Origin of the sequence: Mycobacterium sp. MAC_080597_8934 (assembly GCF_000523975.1) — a bacterium.
Taxonomy (GTDB): domain Bacteria; phylum Actinomycetota; class Actinomycetes; order Mycobacteriales; family Mycobacteriaceae; genus Mycobacterium; species Mycobacterium avium.
Genome location: NZ_JAOS01000052.1, coordinates 310,840 through 323,020 on the forward strand (window position 1 = coordinate 310,840; position 12,181 = coordinate 323,020).

At 69.8% G+C, this 12,181-nt stretch carries 10 protein-coding genes; 6 read left to right on the forward strand and 4 right to left on the reverse strand.

The window, feature by feature from the left end; translation table 11 throughout:
* Positions 1-133: 133 nt before the first annotated feature.
* The gene (locus NF20_RS23695) at positions 134-1,963 is read left to right on the forward strand and encodes a phosphoenolpyruvate carboxykinase (GTP) (RefSeq protein ID WP_003874090.1); all 1,830 of its coding nucleotides are present in this window, start codon (positions 134-136) and stop codon (positions 1,961-1,963) included.
* A gap of 16 nt (positions 1,964-1,979) precedes the next feature.
* Here NF20_RS23695 and NF20_RS23700 read toward each other — a convergent pair whose 3' ends face one another.
* A complete protein-coding gene (locus NF20_RS23700) occupies positions 1,980-3,065 on the reverse strand; it encodes a GGDEF domain-containing protein (RefSeq protein WP_011726356.1) in 1,086 nt (361 codons plus the stop codon).
* Positions 3,066-3,211: 146 nt separating this feature from the next.
* On the opposite strand from NF20_RS23700, the gene fadD4 reads away from it, so the two are divergent.
* On the forward strand, positions 3,212-4,729 hold the full coding sequence (fadD4, locus tag NF20_RS23705; RefSeq protein WP_023895733.1) for a fatty-acid--CoA ligase FadD4: 1,518 nt from the start codon (positions 3,212-3,214) through the stop codon (positions 4,727-4,729).
* 3 nt (positions 4,730-4,732) lie between these two features.
* Positions 4,733-5,695 carry an enoyl-CoA hydratase/isomerase family protein gene (locus NF20_RS23710; RefSeq protein WP_033711077.1) on the forward strand — a complete coding sequence of 321 codons (963 nt, stop codon included), beginning with the start codon at positions 4,733-4,735 and terminating at the stop codon, positions 5,693-5,695.
* A 95-nt stretch (positions 5,696-5,790) separates the two neighbouring features.
* Here the strand turns inward: NF20_RS23710 and NF20_RS23715 are convergent, their stop codons facing one another.
* The gene (locus tag NF20_RS23715; RefSeq protein WP_033717521.1) at positions 5,791-6,279 is read right to left on the reverse strand and encodes a CD225/dispanin family protein; all 489 of its coding nucleotides are present in this window, start codon (positions 6,277-6,279) and stop codon (positions 5,791-5,793) included.
* A gap of 77 nt (positions 6,280-6,356) precedes the next feature.
* A complete protein-coding gene (locus NF20_RS23720) occupies positions 6,357-7,505 on the reverse strand; it encodes an acyl-CoA dehydrogenase family protein (RefSeq protein WP_081215406.1) in 1,149 nt (382 codons plus the stop codon).
* A gap of 133 nt (positions 7,506-7,638) precedes the next feature.
* Between NF20_RS23720 and NF20_RS23725 the strand changes: the two genes are divergently transcribed.
* The 3 genes from NF20_RS23725 to NF20_RS23735 are packed head-to-tail and all read left to right on the forward strand — an operon-like array spanning position 7,639 to position 11,215.
* On the forward strand, positions 7,639-8,661 hold the full coding sequence (locus NF20_RS23725) for a MaoC family dehydratase (protein WP_019734364.1): 1,023 nt from the start codon (positions 7,639-7,641) through the stop codon (positions 8,659-8,661).
* Between the two features lie 56 nt (positions 8,662-8,717).
* On the forward strand, positions 8,718-9,908 hold the full coding sequence (locus NF20_RS23730) for a CoA transferase (protein WP_033711075.1): 1,191 nt from the start codon (positions 8,718-8,720) through the stop codon (positions 9,906-9,908).
* On the forward strand, positions 9,902-11,215 hold the full coding sequence (locus NF20_RS23735) for an amidohydrolase family protein (RefSeq protein WP_019733847.1): 1,314 nt from the start codon (positions 9,902-9,904) through the stop codon (positions 11,213-11,215). Before NF20_RS23730 ends, NF20_RS23735 begins: the two co-directional genes overlap by 7 nt.
* A 2-nt stretch (positions 11,216-11,217) precedes the next feature.
* Here the strand turns inward: NF20_RS23735 and NF20_RS23740 are convergent, their stop codons facing one another.
* Complete coding sequence (locus NF20_RS23740; protein ID WP_033711081.1) at positions 11,218-12,117, reverse strand: alpha/beta hydrolase; 900 nt, start codon at positions 12,115-12,117, stop codon at positions 11,218-11,220.
* Positions 12,118-12,181 lie beyond the last annotated feature (64 nt).

Sequence of the window (12,181 nt, forward strand, 5' to 3'; positions counted from 1 at the left end):
AGGCTTATACCTGCCCGAGACTTCCCCGACAAGTTCCTCACGATAACCTGTAGTTAACGCCACCAAGTCCTTAATTTTGTGGGCGAAGGCATACCGAGCATCAGCCCGATACGCAACGAAGCAGGAGAGTTCGATGACCTCAGCGACCATTCCCGGTTTGGACACAGCACCCACGAACCATCAGGGCCTGCTGTCATGGGTGCAGGAGGTCGCTGAGCTGACCCAGCCCGACCGGGTGGTTTTCGCTGACGGCTCCGACGAGGAGTTCAACCGGCTGGCCGCCGAGCTGGTCGAGGCGGGCACGCTGAAGAAGCTGAACGAGAAGAAGCACCCCAACTCCTACCTGGCGCTGTCCGACCCGTCCGACGTGGCGCGGGTGGAGTCGCGGACCTACATCTGCACCGAAGAGGAAAGCGGCGCCGGGCCGACCAACAACTGGATGGACCCGACGGAAATGCGGTCCATCATGACCGACCTGTACCGCGGCTGCATGCGCGGCCGCACCATGTGGGTGGTGCCGTTCTGCATGGGCCCGCTGGGCGCCGAGGATCCGAAACTGGGTGTGGAGATCACCGACTCCGAGTACGTCGTCATCTCGATGAAGGTGATGACCCGGATGGGCAAGGCCGCGCTGGAGAAGATGGGCGACGACGGGTTCTTCGTCAAGGCGCTGCACTCGGTGGGGGCGCCGCTGGAGCCGGGCCAGAAGGACGTGCCGTGGCCGTGCAACGACACCAAATACATCACCCACTTCCCGGAGACCCGCGAGATCTGGAGCTACGGCTCGGGCTACGGCGGCAACGCGCTGCTGGGCAAGAAGTGCTACTCGCTGCGCATCGCCTCGGCGATGGCCCACGACGAGGGCTGGCTGGCCGAGCACATGCTGATCCTCAAGCTCATCTCCCCGGAGAACAAGGCGTACTACTTCGCGGCGGCGTTCCCGTCGGCGTGCGGCAAGACCAACCTCGCGATGCTGCAGCCCACCATCCCGGGCTGGCGCGCCGAGACGCTCGGTGACGACATCGCCTGGATGCGGTTCGGCAAGGACGGTCGGCTGTACGCGGTCAACCCCGAGTTCGGTTTCTTCGGCGTCGCGCCGGGCACCAACTGGAAGTCCAACCCCAACGCCATGCGGACCATCGAGGCCGGCAACACCGTCTTCACCAACGTGGCGCTCACCGACGACAACGACGTGTGGTGGGAGGGCCTGGAGGGCCAGCCCGAGCACCTGATCGACTGGAAGGGCAACGACTGGTACGCCGGCAAGACGGAAACGCCTGCGGCACACCCGAATTCGCGTTACTGCACGCCGATGTCGCAGTGCCCGATCCTGGCGCCGGAGTGGGACGACCCGCAGGGTGTGCCGATCTCGGGCATCCTGTTCGGCGCCCGCCGCAAGACCACGGTGCCGCTGGTGACCCAGGCCCGCGACTGGCAGCACGGCGTGTTCATGGGCGCCACCATGGGCAGCGAGCAGACCGCCGCCGCCGAGGGCAAGGTCGGCACCGTGCGCCGCGACCCGATGGCCATGCTGCCGTTCCTGGGCTACCACGTCGGCGACTACTTCCAGCACTGGATCGACCTGGGCAAGAACTCCGACGAGTCCAAGTTGCCGAAGGTGTTCTTCGTCAACTGGTTCCGCCGCGGCGACGACGGCGGCTTCCTGTGGCCCGGCTTCGGCGAGAACAGCCGGGTGCTCAAGTGGATCGTCGACCGCATCGAGCACAAGGCGGGCGGCCAGGACACCCCGATCGGCATCGTGCCCAAGGCCGAGGACCTCGACCTGGACGGCCTGGACGTCAGCGTCGACGACGTCGCCAAGGCGCTGGCGGTCAACCCCGACGAGTGGCGCGAGGAGCTGCCGCAGATCGAGGAGTGGTTCGAGTTCGTCGGCGAGAAGCTGCCGACCGGCGTCCGCGACGAGTTCGAGGCGCTCAAGCAGCGGCTGTCCGAAGCCGGCTGACCCGGCTCAGCCCGATTCAGCCGGCGGTTCGGCGGGCCTTCTTCTCGACGTACATCAGCTCGTCGGCGCGGGCCAGTAGTTCGTCCACGCTGGCGGTGTCGAAGACCGGTGCGCGCACCAGGCCGACGCTGGCCGAGAGCCGGTAGGGCCGGTCACCGGTCGCGTTGAAAGCCGCGAACGCCTCGGCGAGCCGCTCCCGCAGCGGGGCGCTGTCCTGGTCGCTTTCGGTGACCATCACGCAGAACTCGTCGCCACCGATGCGGGCCAGGATGTCGGACTCGCGCCGGATGCTGCGCAACACCTCGGCGACGTCCTTGATCAGCATGTCGCCCGCGTCGTGGCCCTGCTCGTCGTTGACCTGCTTGAGCCCGTCGACGTCGAGGAAGGCCAGCACGCAGGCGTGTCCCAGCCGGTGCGAGCCGCTGAGCTTCTGCCCGGCCAGCAGGTAGAAGCCGCGACGGTTGTTCAGCCCGGTCAGCTCGTCGGTCACGGACAGCCGGCGGATCTCCTCGTTGGCCCGCTCCAGCGCGGCGGTGCGGTCGCGCACCCGCTGCTCCATCTCCGAGTAGATTGCGACGTTCTCCATGGCCATCGAGGTCGAGTCGGCCAGCGCCTGCAGCAGGCGCACCTCATGCTCGGACGGCTGATGCGGCTCGGCCCAGTAGTTGCCGATCGCGCCGATCGGGTCCAGTTTGCGGATCGGCACCATCACCAGGCTCTTGACGAAGGTGGGGCGGTACAGGTTGTGCGGGATGCGCGGGTCGCGGTAGATGTCGGGGATCACCGCCGCGTCGCGGTTGAGCATGGCCCATCCGCTGATGCACGACGTCATCGGGAAGCGGCTGCCCTTCCACAGCGGCGCGATCGCGTCTTCGTCGGCGTAGTAGCACCGGTCGTTGTCGCGCAGGACGAAGGTGGCGCCGTCGCAGCCGGTGAGCTCGCGCGCTGAGGAGCGGACGATGCGCTGGATGTCCGGCAGGCTGCGCGCCAGGGACAGTTCCTGAACCGCGTGCACCAAACGCTCCATCCCGTCGACGTAGTCGTAGACGGCGAAGCGGCTCGATCCAGATGCGGGAGGTTGCGAGACCTGCTCGGCGGTCATCCCCACCTCCGGTGCGAAAGCGGCGTACCCGCCAAGGCTAGCTTTTGACGTCGACGACAGTGTAAGTATCGGCGCCGTCTTCGGCTCGCCGACCGGCTTGCCGACCACTTGACACCCGTCAAGTTTGCCGGCGGTACAGTCTGCGCATGCAGATCCGCGAGTATCTCGGCGCCGGCAAGCCCGCCGTCATCCTCTACCCGTCCGGCACGGTCGTCACGTTCGACGACCTGGAAGCGCGCGCGAATCGGCTGGCCCACCGGTTCCGCAAGGCGGGTCTGCGCGAGGGCGACACGGTCGCCATCCTGATGGAGAACAACGAGCATATCCATGCCGTGATGTGGGCGGCCCGCCGCAGCGGCCTGTACTACGTGCCGATCAACACCCATCTGACCGCCGCCGAGGCCGCCTACATCGTCGACAACAGCTCGGCCAGGGCGATCGTCGGTTCGGCGGCGTTGCGCGACACCTGCGCGCGGCTCGGCGAGCACCTGCCCGGCGGTCTGCCGGATCTGGTGCTGATGGCCGACGGCGACCTCGACGGCTGGGAGCGCTACCCGGAATGCGTTGCCGGCGAACCCGATACGCCCATCGACGACGAGCTCGAGGGCGACCTGCTGCAGTATTCGTCCGGAACCACGGGACGGCCCAAGGGCATCAAACGCGAACTGCCGCATGTCCATCCGGCCGAAGCCCCAGGCATGATGTCGGCGCTGGTCGGCTTCTGGATGACGCCCGAGTCGATCTACCTCAGCCCAGCTCCGCTGTACCACACCGCGCCGTCGGTGTGGTCGATGAGCGCGCAGGCCGGCGGCATCACCACGGTGGTGATGGAGAAATTCGACGCCGAGGGCTGCCTGGACGCCATCCAGCGGTACCGGGTCACGCACGGCCAGTTCGTCCCGGCGATGTTCACCCGCATGCTGAAACTGCCTGAAGCCGTTCGTCATTCGTACGACCTGAGCAGCCTGCAGCGGGTGATGCACGCGGCGGCGCCCTGCCCGGTGGAGATCAAGAAGCAGATGATCGACTGGTGGGGCCCGATCATCGACGAGTATTACGCCTCCTCGGAGGCCATCGGCTCGACGCTGATCAGCGCGGAGGAGTGGCTGGCCCATCCCGGTTCGGTGGGCAAACCGATGGCCTGCGAGATCCACATCCTCGACGAGAACGGCAACGAGCTGCCACCGGGGCAGGCGGGCGAGATCTATTTCAGCGGAGGGTATTCCTTCGAATACCTCAACGATGAGGCCAAGACCGCCGCCTCCCGCGACAAGCACGGCTGGGTCACCGTCGGCGACGTCGGCTACGTCGACGAGGAGGGCTACCTGTACCTGACCGACCGGCGCCACCACATGATCATCTCCGGCGGGGTGAACATCTATCCGCAAGAAGCGGAGAACCTTCTGGTCACCCACCCCAAGGTGCTGGACGCCGCGGTGTTCGGGGTGCCCGACGACGAGATGGGCCAGCGGGTGATGGCGGCCGTGCAGACCGTCGATCCCGGCGACGCCACCGACGAATTCGGCGCCGAGTTGCTGTCCTGGCTGCGGGATCGGTTGGCGCACTACAAGTGTCCGCGAGCGATCGCATTCGAGGAGCAGCTGCCGCGCACCGACACTGGCAAGCTCTTCAAGAACGGGCTAATCGAGAAGTATTCGGTGTGACCGATGCTGCGGGTGGTCGACCTCTCCAGCGCGCCGCAGGACGGCCCCGCCTCACCGCCGGGTGTGATCGTCGCCGTCGGATCGGCTGACCAGATTGCCCGGTCCGAATTCTGGCTCGAGGCAGCGACTTTCACCCTCACCGAAGACGCCTGCACGGACCGTCGCGCCGTCACCGTCGATTCGGTGTCCACGTCGCTGGACGAGCTGACGGCGCGCTGCGGGCGGTGGCCGCACGCCAGCGCGATCTGCGACGACGTGTTGCGCGCGGTGGATCCCGCGGGGCCGGCGGCGCGGGGGCTGCTGACCGAGTCGCTGGCGTATTCGACGCTGCAGGCCGGCCCGGAGTTCGCGCGCTGGCTCGACGAGCGCGGCCCGGCCCGCATGCCCGAGATCGCCGACCCGGTGCTCGCCCGGCGCGACGGCGACGTGCTGCGGATCGCGTTCAACCGGCCGCAACGGCACAACGCGTTCTCCACCGATGCGCGCGCCGCGCTGCTGGAGGCGCTGGCGGTCGCCCAGCTCGACCCGTCGGTGACCGGAATTGTGTTGAGCGGCAACGGCCCCTCCTTTTGCAGCGGTGGGGATCTCGCCGAATTCGGCACCTTCGCCGATCCGGCCAGCGCGCACCTGGCGCGCACCCGGCACAGCCCCGCGCTGGTGCTCGACGCGCTGACCGCCCGGTTCGGCCGGGCGTGCCGCGCCGAGGTGCACGGCCGGGTGCTGGGCAGCGGACTGGAGATGGCGGCGTTCTGCGGGTGGGTCAGCGCCCGCGACGACGCGGTGTTCGGGCTGCCCGAGTTGGCGCTGGGGCTGATCCCCGGCGCCGGCGGTACCGTCAGCATCACCCGGCGGATCGGGCGTTGGCGCACGGCGTATCTCGTGCTGTCGGGCCGCACGGTCGGCGCCGCGACCGCGTTGTCCTGGGGGCTGGTGGACGAGGTAGAAGCGGCAACGGCCTCGTCGTAATCCGTTGTGTCACTGTGGCTTGGAGTGGCCACAGGGCGGCGGTTTTTGTCGGCCCCGTTCCTACACTTACGCGAGGACGACGACCCCGTTTGACGTCAGAAGCCCGAATAGGTGGTGGTGGTCGTCGACGGCAGGTGCGAGACCACGAAAACCCCGGCGACGACGTAGATGAGCACGAAGATCACGGCGGCGACGGCGCCCACGATGGCACCGATGATGGCCCACTTTTTGGCGTTGTTGGCCGCCTCCTGAGCCTCGGCGTAGCGGCCTTGCGCCCACAGCCCGGAGACCTTGGTGGAGTAGACGATCGACACGATCCCCAACGGCAGGCAGCACAGCACGGTGCACAGGATCGCCCAGACCAGATAGTTCTCCGGCTCCGGCGCGACCTGCCAGCCGGGCTGGGGCGGGGGCCAGGCCCCGGGCTGCTGGCCCGGCCAGCCGCCCGGCTGCGGCCCCTGCCAGGCCGGCGGCGGCTGGCCCTGCCACGGCGGTTGCTGGCCTTGGCCTTCCGGCTGCTGCCATTCCGGTTGCTGGCCTTGCCATTCCGGCGAACCTCCGGGCGGCGCGGGGGGATTAGTCATGGCTGCTGCCTTTCCCTTCGGTTCAGAAGTCAGGCAAATATACTCCCAAACTTTGCGGGTCGGCCCCGATTGCGCCGTCAGATCCCGCCGCGGGTCACCAGTTGCCGGGCAATCACGTTGCGCTGGATTTCGTTGGTGCCCTCGCCGACGATCATCAGGGGCGCGTCACGAAAATACCGTTCCACGTCGTATTCCTGTGAATAGCCGTAGCCGCCGTGAATGCGCACGGCGTTCAGCGCGATCTCCATGGCGACCTCGGAGGCGAACAGTTTCGCCATCCCGGCTTCCATGTCGCAGCGTTCGCCGCTGTCGTAACGTTCGGCGGCATAGCGGGTGAGCTGGCGGGCCGCGGTGAGCTTGGTCGCCATGTCGGCCAGATAATTCCCGACCGACTGATGCTGCCAGATCGGCTGCCCGAAACTCTCCCGCTGCTGGGCATAGGCCAGCGCATCCTCGAGCGCCGCGGTTGCGACCCCCAGCGCGCGGGCGGCCACCTGGATGCGGCCCGTCTCCAGACCCTTCATCATCTGCGAAAAACCCTGGCCCGCAACACCGCCCAGCACCGCCGTCGCAGGCGCCCGGAAATTTTCGAAGGACAGCTCGCAGGACTCGACGCCCTTGTAGCCCAGCTTGGGCAGGTCCCGCGACACCGTCAGGCCGGGCCCGTGCTCGACGAGCAGGATCGAGATGCCCTTGTGCCGCGGCGTCGCCTTCGGGTCGGTCTTGCACAGCAGGGCGATCAGGCCGGAACGGCGGGCGTTGCTGATCCAGGTCTTGGCCCCGTTGATCACCAGGCCGTCGGAGTCGGGGTCGGGCAGCGCGGTGGTCGACATGTTCTGCAGGTCCGAGCCGCCGCCGGGCTCGGTCAACGCCATGGTGGCCCGGATTTCGCCGCTGGCCATCCGCGGCAGGTAGGCCCGCTTCTGGTCCTCGGTGCCGAACAGCGTCAGCAGCTTGGCCACCACGGTGTGCCCGCCCATCGCCCCGGCCAGGCTCATCCAGCCGCGCGCCAGCTGCTCGGTGACCCGCACGTAGCACGGCATGGACACCGGCGAACCACCGTATTCCTCGGGCACCGCCAGCCCGTAGATCCCGATCCGCTTCATCTGCTCGATCCACGCCTCGGGATAGGCATCGGCGTGCTCCACCTCGCGCACGGTCGGTTTGACCTCGCGGTCGATGAACGCCCGCACCGTGGCGACCAGCATGTCCTCTTCGTCATTCACCTGTGCCCACCTCACCGATTCGCGCCGAACGTCGACTTGCCGGGCGAAAACCCGCGAATTGGCGCCCAGAAGTCGACGTTGGGGTCCGATCCGGATTGACCCTCGATTCCACAGCCTGCCAGCATGTGGCGTTGTGACCAGTGACGGGTATGCGCGAATTCGCGAGGGTGGACCGTACTTCGACGACCTCTCGGTGGGGCAGGTGTTCGACTGGGCGCCGTCGGTGACGCTGTCGTCCGGGCTGGCCGCCGCCCATCAGGCGATCCTGGGCGACCGGCTGCGCCTGGCGCTGGACGCCGATCTGTGCGCGGCGGTGACCGGCCTGCCCGCGCCGCTGGCCCACCCGGGGCTGGTGTGCGACGTGGCGATCGGGCAGTCGACGCTGGTGACCCAGCGGGTCAAGGCCAATCTGTTCTATCGCGGCCTGGTGTTCCACCGCTTCCCGGTCATCGGCGATTCCCTCTACACGCGCACCGAAGTGGTTGGGCTGCGCGCCAATTCACCCAAGCCGGGCCGGGCCCCCACCGGGATGGCGGCGCTGCGGATGATCACCATCGACCAGGCCGACCAGTTGGTGCTCGACTTCTACCGGTGCGGAATGCTGCCCGCCAGCCCGGAATTCACGCCCGAGGCTGGTTCGGTGCCGCACGACGACCTGTCCGGCATCGGCGCCGACGTGCCCGGTCCGGCGCACGATCCCACCGCGCAATGGGACGGCGCGGTCTTCCGCACCGAGGTGCCCGGCCCGCACTTCGACCCCGCCCTGGCGGGTTCGGTGTTGCACAGCACCGGCGACGTCGTCAGCAGCGCACCCGAACTGGCCCGGCTGACGCTGAACATCGCTGCCACACATCATGATTCACGCGTCGGCGGCCGGCGCCTGGTGTACGGCGGGCACACCATCGGATTGGCGCTGGCGCAGGCCGCCCGGCTGCTGCCCAACCTGGTGACGGTGCTGGGCTGGCGGTCCTGCGATCACACCGGGCCGGTGCACGAGGGCGACACCCTCTACAGCGAACTGCACATCGAATCCGCCCGGCCCACCGAACACGGGGGCGTGCTAGGGCTGCGGTCGCTGGTGTACGCGGTCAGCGACACACCGGACGAGCCGGACCGCGCCGTGCTGGACTGGCGGTTCGACGCGCTGCAGTTCTGAGCCACACGCCCGCGAGCACCGCCATGAGCACCGCCGCGAGCACGGCCCCGAGCACAATGGGTGACGTGAGCGCGGCCGCGACCGACTGGGGAGGTGGCGGGCTGGCCTATCTGACCGGCCTGCCCGACGGCCCCGCCGACTTCTCCCGCGCCCCCGTGCTGTCCCGGGCGCACCAGGTGGCGGCGGCCATCGGGGCCCGGCTGCGCGTCGACGCCGACGCGGTGGTCCTGCTGAGCGGGCGGGCCGCCCTGCTGGGGCTGCGGCGCGCCGGTCAGGTGTCGCCCGGCGGGGCCACCCGGCTGCTGGCGGCCCGCGACGGCTACTGCGCGCTCACCCTGTCCCGCGCCGACGACCTGGCCGCCGTCCCGGCGTTGCTGCAGGTCGACGACGTGGCCGGCGACCCGTGGCCGGCGCTGCGGTGCTGGGCCGCCGGCCGGGCCACCGCCGAAATCGTCGAGCGGGCGGCGCTGCTCGACATCCCCGCGGCGGCGTTGGGCGAGGCGCGCCCGGCCGCCGAACGCATCCAGCCGACCGCACCGGGCGGCGCGCCGCGTTCGCCGCGCGGCCTGCTGGTCGCCGACCTGTCTTCGATGTGGGCCGGCCCGCTGTGCGGGCAGCTGCTGGCCCGCGCCGGGGCCACCGTCGTCAAGGTGGAAAGCCCGCGCCGCCCCGACGGCACCCGGGCCGGGAACCGGGCCTTCTTCGACTGGATGAATCACGGAAAGCTCTGCTACGGAATCGATTTCGACCGCGACGCCGACCAATTGCGCGAGCTGCTCACCGTCAGCGACATCGTGATCGAGGGTTCCCGGCCGGCGGCGTTGCGACGTCGCGGGCTCGGACCGGCCGACATCGCGCCTCGGCCCGGGCGAATTTGGCTGCAAATAACTGCTTTTGACGACGATCGGCCGGGCTTCGGCGATGACGCCGCGGTGGGCGGCGGCCTGGTGGGCACCAGCGCCGCGGGGCCGGTGTTCTGCGGCGACGCCATCGCCGACCCGCTGACCGGGCTGCATGCGGCCCTGGCGGTGGCCGAATCGCTGGGCCGCGGCGGCGGCGAACTCATCCGGCTGTCCATGGCCGGTGTCGCCGCCGGCTACGCCGCGCTGGGCACGGAGCCGCCGACGTCGGATGCGCCGGTGTCACCGCCGGCGCCACCGCCGCCGTCGGGGCCGGCCTCCGCGCTGGGCGCCGACAACGCCGCCGTGCGTCACCTGGTCAGCCAAAGGCGTTGCCTGTCATGCTGATTCAGCGGGCCACCCTGCTGGACGGGACGGCGGCCGACATCCGGGTGGGCGCGCGGATCGAGGAGGTGGCGCCCGCGGGTGACGGCCTGGCGGCCAGGGCGGGGGAGGGGGTGCTTTACGCCGGCGGCGGCACTGTGCTGCCCGGGCTGCACGACCACCACGTGCACCTGCGCTCGGCGGCCTCGGCGCTGGATTCGTTCTTCGTCGGGCCGCCCGGCGTCAGCACCCGCGCCGAGCTCACCCGGCTGCTGGCCAACGCCACGCCCGGACCCGACGGGTGGATCCGCGCCGTGGGCTACCACGATTCGGTCGCCGGCGCGCTCGACCGGACCGCGCTGGACGCCATCGTGCGCGACCTCCCGGTCCGCATCCAGCACCGCAGCGGCGCGCTGTGGATCCTCAATTCCGAGGCGCTGGGCCGGATCGGGCTGGCCGAACACCCGGACGGGCGGCTGCGCAGCGCCGACCGCGGCTGGTCGCAGGCGCTGGCGCACCGGGAGACCGACCTGGCCGAGCTCAGCCGCCGGATCACCGCGACCGGCGTCACCGGCGTCACCGACGCCACCCCCGACCTGGACGACGACGACCGGGCCGCGCTGGCCGCCGCCCACGCGCGCGGCGAATTCCGGCCCCGGCCCAGCTTCCTCTCGCCGGGCAAGAAGATCCTGCACGACGACCGCCTCGACCTCGACGCCCTCACGGAATGGGTTGCCGGACAGCACGACACGGGCCAGCCGGTCGCCGTGCATTGCGTAACCGCCGCCCAGCTGGTGGTGGCCATCGCCGCCCTGCGGGCGGCCGGCACCCACCCGCGGGACCGCATCGAACATGCCGCCGTGGTGCCCGACGACAACCTGGCCGATCTGGCCGAACTCGGGGTGACCGTGGTGACCCAGCCCAATTTCGTCGCCGAGCGCGGTGATCAGTACCTGGCCGAGGTGCCCGCCGACGAGCACGACCAGTTGTGGCGCCTCGCTTCGCTGCGCGACGCGCGGGTGCCCGTCGCGCTGTCCACCGACATGCCGTTCGGCCACGGCGACCCGTGGACGGCGATGCGCGCCGCGGTGCACCGCACCACGCCCAGCGGCGTCGTGCTGGGCGCCCGCGAATGTGTCTCGGCGCGAACGGCTTTGACGATGTTTTTGGGCCGGGCCGACCAGCCGGACCGGGTGCGCAGCGTGCAGCCCGGCGAGCCGGGCGACCTGTGTGTGCTCAACGAGCCGCCGCACACCGCGCTGGCCGAACTGGACGCCGGCATGGTGGCCGCCACCATCATCGGCGGCGAGCTCGTCTACTTCGCGATGTGACCTCAGCCGGCCGGCGTCAGCGCGGCCCGCAGGCTGTTGCACTGGCTGTCGAAAAACCGCTGCGACACTTGAACTTTCGGCAAAATCAGGTCGAAGCCGTGGAAGGCGCCGGGGATGGTCTCCACCTGGCAGGGCACCCCGGCGGCCCGCAGCCGTTCGGCGTAGGCGAGGTCCTCGTCGTGGAACAGGTCATGGGTGCCCACCCCGATCCAGGCCGGCGGCAGTCCGCTGAGGTCTTCCCGCCGGGCGGGCACCGCGACGTGCGGGTCGGCGGCGCCGAGGTAGGCCGCCCAGCCGAACCTGTTGCTGCGGTTGTCCCACAGCCGATAGTTCGGGCTGGGCGCGGTGTCCGAGCTGCGGTCGTCGAGCATGGGATAGGTCAGCAGCTGGAATGCGGGGCTCACCTCGGCGCGGTCGCGGGCCAGCAGCGCCAGCGCCGCGGCCAGGCCGCCGCCGGCGCTGGCCCCGCCGATGGCGATGCGGTAGCGGTCCACCGACGGCAGACCGGCCAGCCAGGTCAGCGCCGTATAGCAGTCCTCCAGCGGCACCGGATACGGATGTTCGGGCGCCAGGCGGTAATCCACCGATGCGACCGTGATGCCCAGCCGTCGGCTGAACCGGCTGCACAGCTGGTCGTCCTGCTGGGCGGTGCCCAGCACGTAGCCGCCGCCGTGGATCCACAGCAGCGCGGGCGTCGTCTCCGCGGCGCCGGCGGGCCGGAACAGGCGGACCCCCACCCCGGAACCGAGCGTGATCACCTGGACGTCGCGGACCGGCTTGCCCAGCCGCCCGCGCCAGGCAAGCGCCACCCGCATCAGCGGCAGCGTTCGCGGGCCGACCAGTCGTCGCGGCGCGAACCGGGCAAATCGTTGCAGGTCAGGATGAACATCGTTGTTCGGCACCGGATCAGTATCACCGACGGCCACCAGCGGGGCACCGCTATAGGGCGAGGCGATCCGCGAACCG